Raw genomic sequence first — 18,099 nt, forward strand, 5'->3', positions numbered from 1 at the left:
CTAGACTTAGCACAGCCGCGAAGCATGCGATCTCCTGCGGGTCGGCGCACCCCCGAAGCTCTCGGCGGTAAGCCCGTCACCCCTGCCTAGGCCACGCCGCACCGCAGTCTTCACTGGTCGCCGCAGACGGCGAAACCCGCTCACCGGCTTCCTGGTGGGTCGGGCCACCGACCGGCTGCTGCGTTACAGACTCCCGCGAAGCGTCATGCGAGGCGGGTGCACCGAGGCCGCCCGGCCACCTGTTGTCGATTCCGGGCAGTCCCGGCCTATCGAGGGAAGGAATCCATTGAGCGACACCACCGACGTGACGTCGGATGTTTCCAACGTCGCTGGCGATGCCACCACCGCTGCCCCTGCCCGTCGCCGGCGCAGCGGCACGGGTCTGTCGGCGATGCTGCTGCCGGAGCTGCAGAGCCTGGCCGCGTCGCTCGGCATCTCGGGGACGGCTCGCATGCGCAAGGGCGAGCTGATCAGCGCGATCACCGAGCGGCAGGGCGGCGCTGCCGGGGCCCTCGACCACGGGCCGAGGTCGCGGCGGCCGCCACCCCGGTCCGCGAGGAGGTACACGCGGAGGTGCGAGACGTGGGTGAGCGGCCGGAGGCCGAGCGCCGTGGCGGCGAGCAACCGGCGGCGAGCGTCGACAGCGACAGCGAGAGCGAGGGTCGCAGCCGTACCCGGCGCAGCCGGGCCGTGGCGGAAACCCGCGCCGAGGAGCCCGCCGCCGAGGGCGAGCGGGCCGAGAGCCGGTCCGGTCGGGACCGCGGCGAGCGGCCGGAGCGCGGCGATCGTGGCGAGCGTGCCGAGCGCGGTGACCGTGGCGAGCGTGCCGAGCGCGGTGACCGTGGCGAGCGTGCCGAGCGCGGTGACCGTGGCGAGCGTGGCGAGCGTGCCGACCGTGCCGACCGTGCCGACCGTGCCGAGCGCGGTGACCGCGGTGACCGCGGTGACCGTGGCGAGCGTGCCGACCGTGGCGAGCGTGCCGACCGTGGCGAGCGTGCCGACCGTGGCGAGCGTGCCGACCGCGGTGACCGCGGTGACCGTGCCGATCGTGGCGACCGTGGCGACCGTGCTTCCGATCGCGGTGATCGCGGTGATCGCGGGCAGCGCGCCGAGCGGGACAACGACGGTGACGACGACGAGGGCGGCGGTCGGCGCAGCCGGCGTAGCCGCTTCCGGGACCGTCGACGGGGCCGCGGTGACCGCGGCGACTCCGGCGGCGACGGCGGTCGCGAGCCGCAGTTCGCCGAGGACGACGTGCTCGTTCCGGTGGCCGGCATCGTCGACGTGCTCGACAACTACGCGTTCGTCCGGACCACCGGCTACCTGGCCGGCTCGAACGACGTGTACGTGTCGATGTCCCAGATCAAGAAGTACGGCCTGCGGCGCGGTGACGCGATCACCGGTGCCGTCCGGGCGGCCCGCGACGGCGAGCAGCGGCGCGACAAGTACAACCCCTTGGTCCGGCTGGACACCATCAACGGGATGGAGCCGGACGAGGCCAAGCGCCGGCCCGAGTTCTACAAGCTCACCCCGCTGTACCCGCAGGAGCGGCTGCGGCTGGAGACCGAGCCGCACATCCTCACCACCCGGGTGATCGACCTGGTCATGCCGATCGGCAAGGGGCAGCGGGCGCTGATCGTCTCGCCGCCGAAGGCCGGCAAGACCATGGTGCTGCAGGCGATCGCGAACGCGATCACGCACAACAACCCGGAGTGCCACCTGATGGTGGTGCTGGTCGACGAGCGGCCCGAAGAGGTCACCGACATGCAGCGGTCGGTCAAGGGCGAGGTCATCGCGGCCACGTTCGACCGCCCGCCGCAGGACCACACCACGGTCGCCGAGCTGGCGATCGAGCGGGCCAAGCGCCTGGTCGAGCTGGGCCACGACGTGGTCGTGCTGCTCGACTCGGTGACCCGGCTCGGTCGGTCGTACAACCTGGCGGCACCGGCCAGCGGCCGGATCATGTCCGGTGGTATCGACTCCACCGCGCTCTACCCGCCGAAGCGGTTCCTCGGCGCGGCCCGCAACATCGAGAACGGCGGCTCGCTGACCATCCTCGCCACCGCCCTGGTGGAGACCGGGTCCATGGCGGACACGGTCATCTTCGAGGAGTTCAAGGGCACCGGTAACGCGGAGCTGAAGCTGGACCGGAAGATCGCCGACAGGCGGACCTTCCCGGCCATCGACATCCACCCGTCCGGGACGCGCAAGGAGGAGATCCTGCTCGCGCCGGAGGAGTTGGCCATCGTGCACAAGCTCCGCAAGGTGCTGCACTCGCTGGACTCGCAGGCGGCATTGGACCTCCTACTGGACCGGCTCAAGCAGTCCCGGACCAACATCGAGTTCCTGATGCAGATCGCCAAGTCGACGCCGGGGGAGTAACGTCCGCCGACGAAGATCGACGAAGGGGCGTGGCCGACCGGCCACGCCCCTTCGCGTAGCCTCTGCTTCACCCCACGCAACAGAGGCCGGGCGGAGGAATGCTTCGCGCGGGCGGTGGGAATGCGTACCCGAGGCCCGATGTTGCTACCGGCGACCAACTGGTGTGCGGCCCGATTCCAGGGCCCACCGAAGCCCATGGCACACTGGTCAGTCGGCCACCGGTTCCGGTTCACGCCCCGACGGCACGCACGAGCGGGCCAGGGCGACCCGGCGACCACGACGAGAGGACCGAGGCGACATGAAGCCCAATACTCACCCAGAGTACGTGACCACCGACGTCACCTGCTCCTGCGGTAACACCTTCACCACCCGCAGCACCGCCAAGGGCGGCTCGATCCACGTCGAGACGTGCAGCGCCTGCCACCCGTTCTACACGGGCAAGCAGCGCGTCCTGGACACCGCTGGCCGGGTCGCGAAGTTCCAGCAGAAGTACGCCAAGGTCCAGGCCAAGAAGGCCAAGTAGCTTCTCGTCCGACGCCCGCGTCCGGTTTCCCGCCGGGCGCGGGCGTCGTCCGTCTCCAGTCCCGGTCTTCCCGCCGTCCAAGGAGCTGTCCCCAGCATGAGCAGCGAGCGCCTGGCCGCCCTCCTCGACGAGTACGCCGAGCTGGAGAAGCGGCTGGCCGACCCCGCCATCCACGCCGACCAGGGCACCGCCCGTCGGGTCGGCCGCCGGTACGCCGAACTGGTGCCGCTGTACAAGGCCGCCGGCGAGCTGCGGCAGGCCCGGGCCGACCTCGCCGCGGCGCGGAGTTGGCGGCCGAGGACGCCTCGTTCGCGGCCGAGGCCGAGGCGCTCGCGGCGGCGGTACCGAGGCTGGAGGAACGGCTCGCCGAGCTGCTCATGCCGCGCGACCCGCACGACGCCAAGGACGTCATCGTCGAGATCAAGGCCGGCGAGGGCGGCGAGGAGTCCGCGCTGTTCGCCGGCGACCTGCTGCGCATGTACACCCGGTACGCGGAGCGGCGCGGCTGGCTCACCGAGGTGATCGACGCCCAGGACTCCGACCTGGGCGGGGTCAAGGACGTCTCGTTGGCGATCAAGACCAAGGGGGTGCCCGAGGGCGGCCACGGCGTCTGGTCCCGGTTGAAGTGGGAGGGCGGGGTGCACCGGGTGCAGCGGGTCCCGGTCACCGAGTCGCAGGGCCGCATCCACACCAGCGCCGCCGGCGTCCTGGTGCTGCCGGAGGCCGAGGAGGTCGACGTGACCGTCGACCCCAACGAGCTGCGGATCGACGTCTTCCGCTCGTCCGGACCGGGCGGGCAGTCGGTCAACACCACCGACTCGGCGGTGCGGATCACCCACCTGCCCACCGGCATCGTGGTCTCCTGCCAGAACGAGAAGTCCCAGTTGCAGAACCGGGAGCAGGCGATGCGGATCCTGCGCGCGCGGTTGCTCGCCGCCGCTCAGGAGCAGGCCGACGCGGCGGCGTCGGACGCCCGCAAGGCCCAGGTGCGTACGGTGGACCGTTCCGAGCGGATCCGCACCTACAACTTCCCGCAGAACCGGATCACCGACCACCGGATCGGGTACACCGCGTACAACCTCGACCTGGCGCTCGCCGGGGACCTGGACGGTGTGCTCGACGCGCTCAACGAGGCCGACCGGGCCGCCCGGCTGGCGGGCGACGCGGAGCTGGCCCGCCGCTGATCGTCCTCAGGCGGATCGTGGCCGGGACTTGGACCGGAGCATCTCCCGGTCGGCGGCCTCGAAGGCGGCCCCGAGCGCGTCCCGCTGGCCTGGGCCGGCGGCACTCACCTCGGCGAAGCCGATGCTGACGCCGACCGGGGTGTCCGGGACGAGCGACTCCCAGTCCTCGGTGCGCACGGCGGCGTCGATGCGCCGGGCCACCTCGGCCGCCTCGGTCATCCCCGCGCCGGGCAGCACCACCACGAACTCGTCGCCGCCGTAGCGGGCCACGAAGTCTCCCCGCCGCATCACCCGGTTGATCACGCCGGCGACGCGCTGGAGGACCAGGTCTCCCGAGTGGTGCCCGTGTCGGGTGTTGACCGCCTTGAACCCGTCCAGGTCGCAGACGCCGATCACCACCCGCTCGCCCCGGGCGACCACCGCCGCGATGTAGCGCTCCAGCCGGCGCCGGTTCGGCAGCCCGGTCAGCGGGTCGGTCAGCGCCTCGCCCTCGAACCGGGCCGCCTCGCGGCGCATCTCCTCGTGGTCGATCCGGGCCGCGATGCCGTCGATGTAGACGTCGCGGAGCCGGTCGTGACGCTGGGCGGCAAGCCGGAAGGCCAGCCGGTCGGTCCGGTGCGCGGCAGCGTGGTCGCCCGCCCGGCCCAGGGCCATGCTGCGCAACCGGGCCGGCTCGGCCGCGCCGAGCGTCTCGGCGGAGACCCGGACGGTCTCCAGCCGGCTGACCGCCTCGATCGGCCGCCCGCCGGCGATGGCCAGACAGACCTGGCCGAGTTGGCGCATGTCGCGGGCGCGGGCGCTGTCCGCGCCGTGCCCGAGCAGCCGGGACGGATCCCGGCCCGGGACGGTGTCGACGTCGTCGCCGAGCGCCGCCCGTCGGGCCGCGGCGTAACCGTAGGCGGCCAGGCTGCTGGGGCGCAGCCGGTCGGCGCGCCCGGCGGCCACGAACCGGTCGAGGTCGCCCGCGACGTCCCGCAGCACCCGCAGGCAACCGTCGCTGTCGCCGGTATGGTCCAGGGCGACCGCGTTGCGCAGCCGGATGCCCGGTGCGGCGAACGTCTCCTCCGGAATCCCGGCGGCGGTGCCGAGCTGCCGGGCGCGCTCGATCGCGCCCAGCGCGTAACCGTGGAAGCTGAGGTAGGAGTAGGCCATCGCGAGGTCGTGCCAGCCCCAGGCGGTGTCCCGGTCCGGGTCCTCCACCGCCCCGAGCGCCCGGGCGGCCTTCACCAGGTGGGTCACGCAGCGGTCCAGCGCGCCCTGGTGGTGGGCGGCGAGCGAGGCCAGCGCGTTGAGGTGCCCGCGCAGGTAGGGCTCGGCGAGGTCGCGTACCGCGGCGGAGGCCTCCTCGATGGCGCGGGTGTACTCGGCGGTGCGGCCGAGATTGAGCAATGCGGAGAGCCGCTGCACGAGCGCGTCGGCCCGGGCATGCGGATCCCCGGTGGTACGCAACACCCGCTCCAGGATCGCGTACGCCTCGGCAGAACGGCTCACCTCCTGCAACGCCCGCGCCTCCGTCAGGGCGTCAACCTGGTCATGGACCCGGTCGAGCCAGCCCACCCGCGACCTCCCGTCGGTGTGTCGCCGGCTGCACCCGCTTATGCACGTGCACCGCGACGACTCATGATTATTGCGTGACCACCGTGCCGCAACACCCGTCCGAAGGGACGAGACGCCACCGTCCCTCTCCGGTGCTGGCCCGCGCCGCCCGTACCCTGGCCGCGGCCGGCGTGGCCTCGGCCCGGGCGGAGGCGGAGCTGCTGGCCGCCCACGTGCTCGGGGTGCCACGGGGGCGGCTGGCCCTCGCGGACGGGTTCACCGACGGTCAGCTTGACAGCTACCAGGCGTTGCTGGCCCGCAGATCGCGGCGGGAGCCGCTGCAGCACCTCACCGGCAGCGCCGGCTTCCGGCTGCTGGAGCTGGCCGTCGGGCCGGGCGTCTTCGTGCCCCGTCCGGAGACCGAGCTGCTCGCCGGCTGGGGTGTCGACCGGGCCCGGCAGGTCGCTGGCGCCGGTGAGCCGCTGGTGGTGGACCTGTGCAGCGGGTCCGGGGCGATCGCGCTGTCGGTGGCCCACGAGGTGCCGGCGGCCCGGGTGGTCGCGGTCGAACGTTCGCCCGCCGCGCTGACCTGGCTGCGGCGCAACGCGGCGGTCCGGGCCGCCGCGGGGGACCGGCCGATCGAGGTGGTCGAGGCGGACGTCACCGACCCGGATCTGCTTGACGAACTGGCCGGCGGGGTCCACGTGCTGCTGTGCAACCCGCCGTACGTCCCGCGGCCGGTCGCCGTGCCGCCGGAGGTGGCCGCGCACGACCCGGCGGAGGCGGTGTTCGCCGGCGCGGACGGCCTGGTCGTCATCCGTCCGGTGGTCGACCGGGCAGCGGCCCTGCTGCGCCCCGGTGGCGCCCTCGGCGTCGAGCACGACGACACGCACGGGACGGTGGTGCCCGACCTGCTCGCCGCGGACGGCCGTTACGCGTCGATCGTCGACCACCGCGACCTGGCCGGCCGGCCCCGGTTCGCCACCGCGTCCCGCCGGCCGGACCGCCCGCCACCCGGCCCGGCCGGCACGTGGCAGACTGGCTCCTCGTGATGCTCTACGACTGCCGGTCGCTCGCCGACCGGGACCGCGGCATCGCTGCGGCCATCGAGGCGGTCCGCAACGGTGAGCTGGTCGTCCTGCCGACCGACACCGTCTACGGGGTCGGCGCGGACGCGTTCACCCCGTACGCGGTCAAGGCGCTGCTGGACGCCAAGGGCGCCGCGCACGCGTCGCCGCCGGTGCTGATCGGTTCCCGGCACACCCTCGACGGGCTGGCGTACACGCTGCCGGCGGCGGCGCGGGACCTGGTGGAGGCGTTCTGGCCGGGGGCGCTGACCATCCTGGTGAAACACTCGGCGAGCCTGCGGTGGGATCTCGGCGACGACAGCGGCACGGTGGCGGTGCGGATGCCGCTGCACCCGGTGGCGCTGGAGGTGCTGCGCGAGACCGGGCCGATGGCCGTGGCCTCGGCCAACAAGACCGGCCAGCCGGCCGCGCTCACCGCCGACCAGGCGCGCGACCAGCTGGCCTACTCCGTGCGGGCCTACCTGGAGGCCGGGCCGGCGGTGGATCCGGTGCCGAGCACGATCGTGGATCTGACCGGCGACGCGCCGGTGCTGGTCCGCGAGGGGGCCATCGACCTGGCCCGGCTGCGCGACGTGGTGCCGGAGCTGCGCGAGAGTCAGGTGGCGTAGGTGCCTCCCTTCACCGTCCTGCACGTCTGCATGGGAAACATCTGCCGCTCGCCGATGGCGGAGCGGCTGCTCAGCCTCGCCGTCGGCGAGCGGCTGGCCCGGCGTGAGGTCGATCCGGCCCGGGCCGAGGAGTTGCTGCACAGCCACAGCGCGGGCACCGGTGGCTGGCATGCCGGCGAGGAGATGAACCCGCCGGCGGCCCGCCAGGTGCTCACCCGGGGCGGCAGCGTCGCCGATTTCGCCGCGCGCAAGCTGCGTTCGGACCACATCGACGCCGCCGACCTGATCCTGACCGCCACCGCCGACCAGCAGGAGTACGTGGTCGCGTTGCGGCCGGACGCCGCCGCCCGCACATTCGTGCTGGGCGAGTTCGGCCGGCTGCTGGCCGTCCTGGATCTGGCCGCGTTGCCGGCGGCCGAGGCCACCGCCGATGCGGTCCACGGCCGGGGCGCGGCGCTGGTCGCGGCGGCGCACGCGGCTCGTCAGGGGACCACGTCGCTCGCCACCGACGATCTCGACGACCCGTGGGGACGCGGTGACCAGTGCTTCAGCCGGGTGGCCGACGAGATCGAGGAGACGGTCCATCCGCTCGCGGCGGCCCTGCTCCCCTGATCGGTGAATTTCATCCAGGTTTGAGGGAAAAGCGCGGCACAAAGGGTCATTAGCCCCATTCTGGGGGAGTCCTGACGGCTCCTGCGGGGAGAGCGGATGACCCGGGCATTCCTGCCGAAGATGTTCACCGTCCTGCTGGCCGGCGCGCTGGCCGGCCTGGTGCTGGCGGCGGCGGCCCTGCCGGCCGCGCTGGTGTTCGGCGTCGGCTTCTCGGCACTCTCCGCGCCGTACGCGGAGTTGCCCAACACGCTGCGTACGCCGCCGACGGCCCAACGATCCAACCTCTACGCCAACGACGGCACCACCCTGATCACCTCCTTCTACCAGGAGGATCGGGTGGACGTGCCGTTGGGCGAGGTGGCCACGGTGATGCGCCGGGCCATCATCGCCGCCGAGGACGCCCGCTTCCACGAGCACAGCGGGGTGGACCTGCGGGGCATCGTGCGGGCCTTCACCGTCAACCGGCGCGACGGCGCCACCCGGCAGGGCGCCTCCACGCTGACCATGCAGTACGTCCGAAACGTGCTCAGCAGCGATCCCCGGCTGACCGAGGCGCAGCGCAGCGCGGCGACCGAGGTGAGCACGGTCCGCAAGCTCCAGGAGATCCGGTACGCGCTGGCGTTGGAGCGGGAGCTGACCAAGGACCAGATCCTGGCCCGGTACCTCAACATCGCGTACTTCGGTGCCGGGGCGTACGGCATCGCCGCCGCCAGCAAGCGCTACTTCTCCACGTCACCGGCCGAACTCACGCTGGCCCAGGCGGCGCTGCTGGCCGGGCTGGTCCGTTCGCCGGACAGCGACGACCCGATCAACGGTGACGCGGACAGCGCGATGGTGCGCCGCGGGTACGTGTTGGACCGGATGGTCGAGTCGGGCCACGTCGCGCCCGAGGCGGCGGCCCGGGCCGGGGCCGAACCGCTGGACCTGCGCCCCAGCGAGACCCCGAACGACTGCACCGGGGTGCCCGAGGGGCACAACGACTGGGCCTTCTTCTGCGACTGGTTCACCCGCTGGTGGAGCGACCAGAAGGCGTTCGGCGGCAGCGTCGACGAGCGGCAGCGCACCCTGCGCCGGGGCGGCTTCACCATCGTCTCCTCGCTCGACCCGGGCGTGCAGCGGGCCACCACGGAGCAGGTGCGGCGGATCTATTCGGTCGAGCACCCGCACGCCATGCCGACCGCCGTGGTCGAGCCCGGCACCGGGCGGGTGGTCGCCATGTCGGTCAACCGCGTCTACAGCGTGGCGGCCAACCCGGCCGGCCGGAAGAACCACCCCAACACCGTCAACCAGCTCGTCGCCGGTGGTGGCACCATCGTCGGCTATCAGGCCGGCTCCACGTTCAAGCTCTTCACCGTGCTGGCCGCCCTGGAGGCCGGGCTGCCGCTGCGTACCCTGTACGACGCCCCGCAGCGGATCCTCACCGACTACCGGATCGACGGCGAGCCGAGTTGCGGCGGGTACTGGTGCCCGGAGAACGCCAGTTCGTCGTCGAGCGGCGAGCACGACATGTGGTCCGCGTTCGGCAACTCGGTCAACACGTACTTCGCCTGGCTGACGGAACGGGTCGGCGCCGACCGGGTGGTGGAGATGGCCGAGCGGCTCGGCATCGTCTTCCGGGCCGAGGACGACGCGCACCTGGCCCGGCACGGCGCACGCGAGTGGGGACCGTTCACCCTGGGCGTGGCCGCCACCACCCCGCTCGACCTGGCCAACGCGTACGCCACGCTGGGCGCCGAGGGAACGTGGTGCGCGCCCACGCCGGTCACCTCGATCACCGACTCGGCGGGCCGGCGGGTGGCCGCCGGGCAGCCGGACTGCCGGCAGGTCCTCGACGTCGACGTGGCCCGGGCGGCGGCGGACGCGGCCCGTTGCCCGGTCGGCGACCAGTCCATGTACCACGGCTGCGACGGCGGCACGGCGGCCGGGCTGCGGGTCCAGCTCGGCCGGCCGGTGGCGGGCAAGACCGGCAGCTCCGAGCGGTACGCCACGGAGACCGTGGTGGCCCTCACCCCGCAGCTGGCGGTCGCGGCGATGGCGGCCAACCCCGACGAGCCGCGCGACGCGGTCGGTCGGGCGGTGCAGGCCGCCATGGTGGAGGGAGTGGGGGAGATCCTCGCCTTCGCGCTGCGCGACGAGCCGGTCCGCGACTTCGTGCCGCCGAGCGAGGCGACCGCCTGGCGGGCCGCCGGGCAACGCACCGGCAACTGAGCCGCCACCGAACCGGGGTGCCGGCGGCCGGCCGGTGACCCCGGGTGACCCGCCTGGGCCGCCAGTCAGCGCGGCTGCCGCTGCCGGGTCTCGGCGGCGACCTGCTCGGCGCCCCGGCGATGTTGCGGGCCATGCCGCCGAAGACCAGGGCGTGAAACGGCGCCACCGCGGCCCAGTACGCGTGCCCGGCCAGCCCACGGGGCAGGAACACCGCCCGCTGCCGGTACCGGACCTGCCCGGCGTCGTCGCGCTGCACCCGCATCTCCAACCAGGCCCGGCCCGGCAATCGCATCTCGGCGCGCAGCCGCAGCAACTCGCCGGGCACGATCTCCTCCACCCGCCAGAAGTCCAGCGACTCACCGACCCGCAGGTGGTGCGGGTGGCGCCGGCCGCGGCGCAACCCCACGCCGCCGACCAGCCGGTCCAGCCACCCGCGCACCGACCAGGCCAGCGGGAACGAGTACCAGCCGTGCTCGCCCCCGACCCCCTCGATCACCTCCCACAGTGCCTCCGGCGAGGCCGCCACCGGCTGCTCCCGCAGGTCGGTGTACGCGGTGCCGCCGCTCCAGTCCGGGTCGCTGGGCAGCGGCTCGGCGGGCGCGTCCGGTCCGGCCGCGTTCGACCAGCGGGTCTCCACCTGGGCGTCGCGGACCATCGCCAGGGCCAGCTCGACGGCCCGGTCGAAGCCGATCAAACCGCCCGGCGGGTCGGGCAGGTACGCCGCGATGTCGCGCTCGTGCGCGACGGCCTCGTGCACCAGGCTCTCCACCAGCGGGCGGGCGAGCGCGTTGGGTACCGGGGTGACCAGTCCGACCCAGTACGACGAGAGCGTGGGCGTCAGCGGGCGTACCGGCAGCAGCAGCCGGTGGGAGAGCCCCGCCACCCGCGCGTAGCGCTGCATCATGTCGCCGAAGGTGAGCACGTCCGGCCCGGCGATGTCGAAGCCGCGGTGGACCTCCGGTGGCAGCTTCGCGCAGCCGACCAGGTAGCGCAGCACGTCGCGGACCGCGATCGGCTGGATCCGGTTGGCGACCCAGCGCGGCGTGACCATCACCGGCAGCCGCTCGGTCAGGTAGCGCAACATCTCGAACGACGCCGACCCCGATCCGATGATCACCGCCGCCCGGAGCACCACGGTCGGCACCCCGCTGTCCAGCAGGATCCGCCCCACCTCGCTGCGGGAGCGCAGGTGTGCCGAGGAGGCGTCCTCGCCGGCCGCCGGCGCCGGCCCGCCCAGATAGACGATCCGGCGTACGCCCGCGGCGCGGGCCGCCGCCGCGAAGGCCGTCGCGGCCTGCCGGTCGGCGGCCTCGAAGCCGGCCTGCCCGAGCGAGTGCACCAGGTAGTACGCCACGTCGACGCCGTCGAAGACCCCGGTCAGCGACTCCGGCCGGCTCAGGTCGCCCTCGGCGATCTCGACCGCCGGGGCCCACGGCACGTCGCGTAGTCGCCCGGCCCGCCGGGCCAGGCAGCGCACCTGGTATCCCTCCGCCAGCAGGCGGGGCGCCAGCCGCCCGCCGATGTATCCCGTCGCACCGGTCACCAGGCATCTCACGGTGTCCAGTCTGCGGCCGAATAGACTCTGGCGCTGTGGAGATCGCCGAGGGCACCTTCTGGGGGCCGGATTTCGAGCAGCTCAGCACGACCGACCCGGAGATCGCGGAGGTGGTGCTGGGCGAACTCGACCGGTTGCGCGGGGGCCTGCAACTGATCGCCAGCGAGAACCTCGCCTCGCCGGCGGTGCTCGCCGCCCTGGGCTCGACGCTGACCAACAAGTACGCCGAGGGCTATCCGGGCCGGCGTTACTACGGTGGCTGCGGGCAGGTCGACCGGGCCGAGGAGATCGGCGTCGCCCGGGCCAAGGACCTCTTCGGCGCCGAGCACGCCAACCTCCAGCCGCACTCCGGGGCGAGCGCCAACCTGGCCGCCTACGCGGCGCTGGTGCAGCCGGGGGACACCGTGCTGGCGATGGACCTGCCGCACGGTGGGCACCTGACCCACGGCAGCCGGGTGAACTTCTCCGGCAAGTGGTTCGATGCCGTGGGCTATACCGTCCGGCGGGACACCGAGCTGATCGACTACGACGAGGTGAGCGACCTTGCCCTCACCCATCGGCCCAAGATGATCATTTGTGGTGCGACGGCCTACCCGCGACTGATCGACTTCGCCCGGTTCCGGGAGATCGCGGACTCCGTCGGCGCGTACCTGATGGTGGACGCGGCACACTTCATCGGGCTGGTCGCCGGGCAGGCGATCCCGTCGCCGGTGCCGTACGCCGACGTGGTCTGCGCGACCACCCACAAGGTGCTGCGTGGCCCGCGGGGCGGCATGATCCTGTGCCGGGAGCCGCTGGCCGGGCGGATCGACAAGGCGGTCTTCCCGTTCACTCAGGGCGGGCCGCTGATGCACGCCGTCGCGGCCAAGGCCGTCGCGTTGCACGAGGCGGCGCAGCCGGACTACCGCAGCTACGCCGCACAGGTGGTCGCCAACGCGCGGGCACTCGCCGACGGGCTGGCGGCCGAGGGGATGCGGCCGGTCTCCGGCGGCACCGACACCCACCTGACGCTTATCGACCTGCGGGAGGCCGGGGTGACCGGGGCCGAGGCCGAGGCGCGGTGCGACGCGGCGACCATCACGTTGAACAAGAACGCCATCCCGTACGACCCGCAGCAGCCGATGGTCGCCTCGGGCATCCGGGTGGGCACCCCGAGCGTCACCACCCAGGGCATGGGCCAGGCGCAGATGCGCCGGATCGCGGAACTGATCGGCCGCGCCGTGCGGACCGACCCGGCGGTCGCGGGCGGGGCCGACGAACTGGCCCGGATCGCCGTCGACGTGGCCGAGCTGGTCGCCGAGTTCCCGGCGTACCCCCGATGAGCGCGCCCCGTGCGGGGGAACCCGGCGCGATCCGGGCCCGGCTGCCGTACCTGCGCCTGTCGTTGCTCGCCTGTGCCGCGCTGGCCGCGGTCGCGGTGCCGGCCGCCGCGCTGCTGCGCGGCCCGACCGGTGCGGCCGGGGTGGCGGCGGGGATCGCCCTGGTGATCGTCAGCTACCTGATCTCCGGACTCTCGGTGGCCTGGGCCGACGCGGTCCACCCGAGACTGATCATGTCGGTGGGCCTGGTCACCTATGTCACGAAGATCGTGATCCTGGGCGTGGTGATGGCGGCCGTCGCGGCCACCGGTTGGCCGGGTCTGCCCGACATGGGCGTGGCCATCATCGCGGCCGTGGTGGTGTGGACGGGTGCCCACCTGACCTGGGCGCTGCGCTCCCCGCTGCCCACCGTGGACCGATCGTCGGGTCACTGACCGTACGGCTGGCGTTTTCCCGGCGTTTCGTCGGCCTGCCCGGCGGGTGGGACAGGAGTAGGCTAGGTCCGGCTTGACGCGCCCGCACCCGCCGCCCGCACGCTGCTCGCAGTGTGGGGGGTGCCGCACACTCGCGAAACACCCGACTGATAGTGTTCGCCTCGTCATGGCCGACAACCCTCACCGCGAAAGCTCCGACGAACACTCGTCGGAAGGTGTGGCCGGAGCCGTTCTGGGCTACCTGCTCGCCGGCATCGTGGTGTGGGGATTCCTCGGCTGGTTGGCGGAGGGATTCCTCGGTTTGCCGACCGGCGCGGGGATCGCCGTGGGCATGATGCTCGGCGCAGCCGGAGCGATCTACCTGATCATGAAGAGGCTCGGTGCCTGAGTGCCGGCACGTGTGGGTCTGTCGAGTGCGGAGGATGACACGGTGAGCGGACAGCTTGTCGCCGCTGAGGGCCTTCCCTGGCCCCCCAGCGTCGGAGACTTCTACCCACCGGATCTCGCAGGTCCGTGGATTACCAAGTTCACCCTCATGGTCTGGCTGGCCGTCGGGCTTCTGATCATCTTCTTCATGGCGACCTACCGGAACCCGAAGCTCGTGCCGAGCAAGGGCCAGTGGTACGCGGAGTCGATCTACGGCCTGGTCCGGGACAACATCGCCCGCGAGCAGATGGGCAAGGACGGCATCCGGTTCGCGCCCTACTTCACCGTGCTGTTCTGCTTCATCGTGGTGACCAACCTCTTCGGCATCGTCCCGGGTTTGCAGATCTCGCCGAACTCGCACATCGCCTTCCCGATCGTGCTCGCCGTGATCACCTACGTGATGTACCTCTACCTGGGCGTCCGCAAGCACGGTCTGGGCCGCTACCTCAAGCAGAGCCTGATCATCCCGGGCGTGCCGTGGCCGATGCACGTTCTGCTGATTCCGATCGAGTTCCTACAGAACTTCATCAACCGACCGGTCACGCTGGCGGTCCGACTTTTCGCCAACATGTTCGCCGGTCACCTGATCCTGCTGGTCTTCACCGTCGGCGGCTTCGTGATGCTCGCCTCGGACAACATCTTCGTCCAGGTGACCTCGGTCTTCTCGTTCGCGATGGCGATCCTGATGGCCTTCTTCGAGGTGCTGGTCGCGCTGCTGCAGGCGTACGTCTTCGTCACCCTGACCGCCAACTACATCGGCACGTCGCTCGCCGACGAGCACTGATCCACACACCTCGGCGGGCCGCCCGGCCCGACCAAGCTTTCGGTACGACCGCGTACGCGTGAAGCCTCACGCGTCTACTAGGAGGAATACCCGCAATGAGCGCTATTGCCGCCATCGAGGGCAGCGTCAACACCATCGGTTACGGCCTCGCCGCCATCGGCCCCGGCATCGGTGTCGCCCTGGTCTTCGCGGCCTACATCCAGGCCAGCGCCCGCCAGCCGGAGTCCGCCGGCTACAACCGCACCTGGCTGGTCCTGGGCTTCGCGCTGGTCGAGGCGCTCGCCCTGTTCGGCCTGGTGCTCGCGTTCGCAGTCTGACACCTCGCCCGACGCGACCCGGAGGTCTGACATGAATCTCGCCGCCGAAGGCGTGGAGCACCACCCGCTCGTGCCGATCTGGCAGGAGCTCGTCGTCGGCACGATCGCCTTCGCCCTGCTCTGCTACGTCCTGATGAAGTTCGTGCTGCCGCGCATGGAGGCGATGTACCAGGCGCGGGTCGACGCGATCGAGGGCGGCCTCAAGCGTGCCGAGGCGGCTCAGGCCGAGGCCAACCAGCTTCTCGAGCAGTACCGTGCCCAGCTCGCCGAGGTGCGTACCGAGGCGGCCCGGATCCGGGACGACGCCCGCGCCGACGCCGAGTCGATCCGCACCGAGATCCTGGCCAAGGCCCGGGAGGAGTCCGACCGGATCATCGCCGCCGGCCGGGACTCGCTGGCCGTGGAGCGTCAGACCATCGTGCGCGAGCTGCGTGCGGAGATCGGCGGTCTCGCGGTCGACCTGGCCGGCCGGATCGTGGGCGAGTCGCTCGCGGACGAGGCCCGCCGCAAGGGCACCGTCGAGCGCTTCCTCACCGATCTCGAAAGCGCGGGGGCCCGCTGATGCGGGCTGCCAGCCGGGAGTCCTACTCCGTCGCGGTCACGCGGCTGGAGGAGTACGTCCGGGGGGCCGAGCCGCCGGCGGTCGCCACCACGGGCGCGGAGCTGCTCGCCGTCGCGGACCTGCTGCGGCGTGAGGTCCGACTGCGCCGGGCGCTGTCCGATCCGGCCCGTGCGGGCGAGGATCGGGCCGGTCTGTTGACCGGGGTGCTCTCCGGCAAGATCGGCGGGGATCCGCTCGACCTGCTCGGCACCCTGGTCGCCGGCCGTTGGTCGGTGCCGTCGGAGCTGCTCGACGCGGTCGAACGCCTCGGCGTGCAGGCCCTGCTCGGCAGCGCGGACCTGGCCGACGAACTCGGCGAGGTGGAGGACGAGCTGTTCCGCTTCGGCCAGGTGGTCGCGGCGGATCCGCAACTGTCCAACACGCTGTCCGACCCGATCGCCCCGGTGGCCCAGCGGGCCGAGCTGGTCGGGATGCTCCTGACGGGCAAGGCCCGGCCGGTGACCGTCCGACTGGTGGAGGCGGCCCTGGCCGGCTTCGGCGGCCGGTCGTTCTCCGCCGGGCTGACTCGACTGGTGGAGCTGGCGGCGGAGCGGCGCGACCGGCAGGTCGCGTACGTGACCGTCGCGGCACCGCTCACCGAGGACGAGGAACGCCGGCTGGGCGACCAGCTCTCGACCATCTACGGTCGGGCGGTCGCCGTGAAGTTTACGGTTGACCCGACGATCCTCGGCGGAGCGAGCGTCCGGGTGGGTTCGGACCTGTACGACGGGACGATCCTGCGCCGCCTCAACGAGACCCGTAACGCGCTCGCGAAGCGCTGACCAGCACTCCCGCGAAGTGCCCGGAATGACAGTCGACCCGAGGACCGGTCGGTACTAGGTATCCCGGGCCCCTGAAACTTAAGGAAGCAGAGGATGGCCGAGCTGACCATCTCGACGGAGGACATCCGCGGCGCCCTGGAGCGCTACGTCTCCTCCTACTCGCCCGACGTCTCCCGTGAGGAGGTCGGCACCGTCGCCGACACCGGCGACGGCATCGCCCACGTCGAGGGCCTGCCCTCGACCATGACCAACGAGCTGCTGGAGTTCGAGGACGGCACGCTCGGCGTGGCGCTGAACCTCGACGTCCGGCAGATCGGTGTCGTCGTCCTCGGCGACTACTCCGGGCTTGAGGAGGGGCAGCGCGTCAAGCGCACCGGCCGGGTGCTCTCGGTGCCCGTCGGCGACGGCTTCCTCGGCCGCGTGGTCGACGCGCTCGGCAAGCCGATCGACGGCCTCGGCGACATCACCGACGAGGGCTACCGCGAGCTTGAGCTCCAGGCCCCGAACGTGATGGCGCGGCAGTCCGTCTTCGAGCCGATGCAGACCGGCATCAAGGCCATCGACGCGATGACCCCGATCGGCCGGGGGCAGCGGCAGCTGATCATCGGTGACCGCAAGACCGGCAAGACCACGGTCGCCCTGGACACCATCCTCAACCAGCGGCAGAACTGGGCGTCCGGCGACCCGAAGAAGCAGGTCCGCTGCATCTACGTGGCCATCGGCCAGAAGGCCTCCACCATCGCCTCCATCAAGGGGCAGCTGGAGGAGGCGGGCGCGATGGAGTACACCACGATCGTCGCCTCCCCGGCGTCGGACCCGGCGGGCTTCAAGTACCTCGCCCCCTACACCGGTTCGTCCATCGGCCAGCACTGGATGTACAACGGCAAGCACGTCCTGATCGTCTTCGACGACCTGAGCAAGCAGGCCGAGGCGTACCGGGCCGTGTCGCTGCTGCTGCGTCGCCCGCCGGGCCGTGAGGCGTACCCGGGTGACGTCTTCTACCTGCACTCCCGGCTGCTGGAGCGCTGCGCGAAGCTCTCCGACGAGATGGGCGGCGGCTCGATGACCGGCCTGCCGATCATCGAGACGAAGGCCAACGACATCTCGGCCTTCATCCCGACCAACGTCATCTCCATCACCGACGGCCAGATCTTCCTGGAGACCGACCTGTTCAACCAGGGCGTCCGGCCGGCCATCAACGTCGGCACCTCGGTCTCCCGGGTCGGTGGCGCCGCGCAGGTGAAGCCGATGAAGAAGGTCTCCGGTTCGCTGCGGCTGAACCTGGCCCAGTACCGCGAGCTGGAGGCGTTCGCCGCCTTCGCCTCGGACCTGGACAAGGCCTCCCGCGCCCAGCTGGACCGCGGCGCCCGCCTGGTGGAGCTGCTCAAGCAGCCGAACTACTCGCCGTACCCGGTGCAGGACCAGGTGGTGGCCGTCTGGGCCGGTACCGAGGGCAAGCTCGACGACATCCCGGTCGGTGACGTGCGGCGCTTCGAGACGCAGTTCCTGGAGCAGTTGCGGCGCAAGCACAACGCCACGCTGCAGGCGATCGCCGACAACAAGTGGGACGACGACATCATCGCCACCCTCGAGACGGCCGTCGCCGAGTTCAAGCAGGGCTTCCTCGGCCGCGAGGACGAGCGCACGATCAACGAGGCGCCGGCGGCGCCGCTGGAGGGCGAGGCCGAGCACGAGACGGTCACCCGCTACAGCGGCGAGGCTCCGGCCCAAGAGCAGTAG

General features: G+C 72.2%; 14 protein-coding genes and 3 pseudogenes. 15 read left to right on the plus strand and 2 right to left on the minus strand.

Going from position 1 to position 18,099, the window contains the following annotated elements; genetic code table 11:
- Nucleotides 1-286 precede the first annotated feature (286 nt).
- The 3 genes and pseudogenes from rho to prfA all read left to right on the plus strand — a co-directional run bounded on the left by rho (nt 287) and on the right by prfA (nt 4,089).
- Nucleotides 287-2,382 (plus strand): annotated as a pseudogene (gene rho / locus KIF24_RS04860) (transcription termination factor Rho).
- Between the two features lie 298 nt (nt 2,383-2,680).
- Nucleotides 2,681-2,905, plus strand: coding sequence for a 50S ribosomal protein L31 (rpmE, locus tag KIF24_RS04865; RefSeq protein ID WP_221082920.1), 225 nt, complete (start codon nt 2,681-2,683; stop codon nt 2,903-2,905).
- 96 nt (nt 2,906-3,001) lie between these two features.
- Nucleotides 3,002-4,089, plus strand: a pseudogene (gene prfA / locus KIF24_RS04870) (peptide chain release factor 1).
- A gap of 6 nt (nt 4,090-4,095) precedes the next feature.
- Here the strand turns inward: prfA and KIF24_RS04875 are convergent.
- Nucleotides 4,096-5,646, minus strand: a complete 1,551-nt coding sequence (locus KIF24_RS04875; RefSeq protein ID WP_221082921.1) for a diguanylate cyclase domain-containing protein — start codon at nt 5,644-5,646, stop codon at nt 4,096-4,098.
- A 74-nt stretch (nt 5,647-5,720) separates the two neighbouring features.
- Between KIF24_RS04875 and prmC the strand changes: the two genes are divergently transcribed.
- The 4 genes from prmC to KIF24_RS04895 all read left to right on the plus strand — a co-directional run bounded on the left by prmC (nt 5,721) and on the right by KIF24_RS04895 (nt 10,141).
- Nucleotides 5,721-6,677 (plus strand): peptide chain release factor N(5)-glutamine methyltransferase, encoded by a 957-nt coding sequence (gene prmC / locus KIF24_RS04880; protein ID WP_221082922.1) that lies wholly within the window; start codon nt 5,721-5,723, stop codon nt 6,675-6,677.
- Nucleotides 6,677-7,321, plus strand: a complete 645-nt coding sequence (locus tag KIF24_RS04885) for an L-threonylcarbamoyladenylate synthase (protein WP_221083185.1) — start codon at nt 6,677-6,679, stop codon at nt 7,319-7,321. Before prmC ends, KIF24_RS04885 begins: the two co-directional genes overlap by 1 nt.
- A complete protein-coding gene (locus KIF24_RS04890; protein WP_221082923.1) occupies nt 7,322-7,933 on the plus strand; it encodes an arsenate reductase/protein-tyrosine-phosphatase family protein in 612 nt (203 codons plus the stop codon).
- A 96-nt stretch (nt 7,934-8,029) separates the two neighbouring features.
- Nucleotides 8,030-10,141 (plus strand): transglycosylase domain-containing protein, encoded by a 2,112-nt coding sequence (locus tag KIF24_RS04895; protein ID WP_221082924.1) that lies wholly within the window; start codon nt 8,030-8,032, stop codon nt 10,139-10,141.
- Between the two features lie 115 nt (nt 10,142-10,256).
- Here the strand turns inward: KIF24_RS04895 and KIF24_RS04900 are convergent.
- Nucleotides 10,257-11,696 (minus strand): annotated as a pseudogene (locus KIF24_RS04900) (SDR family oxidoreductase); the annotation flags it as partial.
- A 35-nt stretch (nt 11,697-11,731) separates the two neighbouring features.
- Here KIF24_RS04900 and KIF24_RS04905 point away from each other — a divergent pair.
- The 8 genes from KIF24_RS04905 (at nt 11,732) to atpA (ending at nt 18,099) form a co-directional block, all read left to right on the plus strand.
- On the plus strand, nt 11,732-13,018 hold the full coding sequence (locus KIF24_RS04905; RefSeq protein ID WP_221082925.1) for a serine hydroxymethyltransferase: 1,287 nt from the start codon (nt 11,732-11,734) through the stop codon (nt 13,016-13,018).
- A complete protein-coding gene (locus KIF24_RS04910) occupies nt 13,015-13,449 on the plus strand; it encodes a hypothetical protein (protein ID WP_221082926.1) in 435 nt (144 codons plus the stop codon). Before KIF24_RS04905 ends, KIF24_RS04910 begins: the two co-directional genes overlap by 4 nt.
- Before the next feature lie 166 nt (nt 13,450-13,615).
- On the plus strand, nt 13,616-13,837 hold the full coding sequence (locus KIF24_RS04915; RefSeq protein ID WP_221082927.1) for a hypothetical protein: 222 nt from the start codon (nt 13,616-13,618) through the stop codon (nt 13,835-13,837).
- Nucleotides 13,838-14,659, plus strand: a complete 822-nt coding sequence (gene atpB, locus KIF24_RS04920) for a F0F1 ATP synthase subunit A (RefSeq protein ID WP_221082928.1) — start codon at nt 13,838-13,840, stop codon at nt 14,657-14,659.
- A gap of 95 nt (nt 14,660-14,754) precedes the next feature.
- Nucleotides 14,755-14,976 carry an ATP synthase F0 subunit C gene (atpE, locus tag KIF24_RS04925; RefSeq protein WP_221082929.1) on the plus strand — a complete coding sequence of 74 codons (222 nt, stop codon included), beginning with the start codon at nt 14,755-14,757 and terminating at the stop codon, nt 14,974-14,976.
- 31 nt (nt 14,977-15,007) lie between these two features.
- Nucleotides 15,008-15,538: a F0F1 ATP synthase subunit B gene (locus tag KIF24_RS04930; RefSeq protein ID WP_221082930.1), complete on the plus strand. Its 531-nt coding sequence runs from the start codon at nt 15,008-15,010 to the stop codon at nt 15,536-15,538.
- Nucleotides 15,535-16,359: a F0F1 ATP synthase subunit delta gene (locus KIF24_RS04935; RefSeq protein WP_221083186.1), complete on the plus strand. Its 825-nt coding sequence runs from the start codon at nt 15,535-15,537 to the stop codon at nt 16,357-16,359. Before KIF24_RS04930 ends, KIF24_RS04935 begins: the two co-directional genes overlap by 4 nt.
- 93 nt (nt 16,360-16,452) lie before the next feature.
- Nucleotides 16,453-18,099, plus strand: a complete 1,647-nt coding sequence (gene atpA, locus KIF24_RS04940) for a F0F1 ATP synthase subunit alpha (RefSeq protein WP_221082931.1) — start codon at nt 16,453-16,455, stop codon at nt 18,097-18,099.

Origin of the sequence: Micromonospora tarapacensis (assembly GCF_019697375.1) — a bacterium.
Taxonomy (GTDB): Bacteria; Actinomycetota; Actinomycetes; order Mycobacteriales; family Micromonosporaceae; genus Micromonospora; species Micromonospora tarapacensis.

Excerpts from the sequence above, each read along its gene's own strand:
- rpmE (WP_221082920.1), top strand. The coding sequence starts at position 2,681 with ATGAAGCCCAATACTCACCCAGAGTACGTGACCACCGACGTCACCTGC.
- KIF24_RS04885 (WP_221083185.1), top strand. The coding sequence starts at position 6,677 with ATGCTCTACGACTGCCGGTCGCTCGCCGACCGGGACCGCGGCATCGCT.
- KIF24_RS04895 (WP_221082924.1), top strand. The coding sequence starts at position 8,030 with ATGACCCGGGCATTCCTGCCGAAGATGTTCACCGTCCTGCTGGCCGGC.
- KIF24_RS04910 (WP_221082926.1), top strand. The coding sequence starts at position 13,015 with ATGAGCGCGCCCCGTGCGGGGGAACCCGGCGCGATCCGGGCCCGGCTG.
- KIF24_RS04915 (WP_221082927.1), top strand. The coding sequence starts at position 13,616 with ATGGCCGACAACCCTCACCGCGAAAGCTCCGACGAACACTCGTCGGAA.
- atpE (WP_221082929.1), top strand. The coding sequence starts at position 14,755 with ATGAGCGCTATTGCCGCCATCGAGGGCAGCGTCAACACCATCGGTTAC.
- KIF24_RS04930 (WP_221082930.1), top strand. The coding sequence starts at position 15,008 with ATGAATCTCGCCGCCGAAGGCGTGGAGCACCACCCGCTCGTGCCGATC.
- atpA (WP_221082931.1), top strand. The coding sequence starts at position 16,453 with ATGGCCGAGCTGACCATCTCGACGGAGGACATCCGCGGCGCCCTGGAG.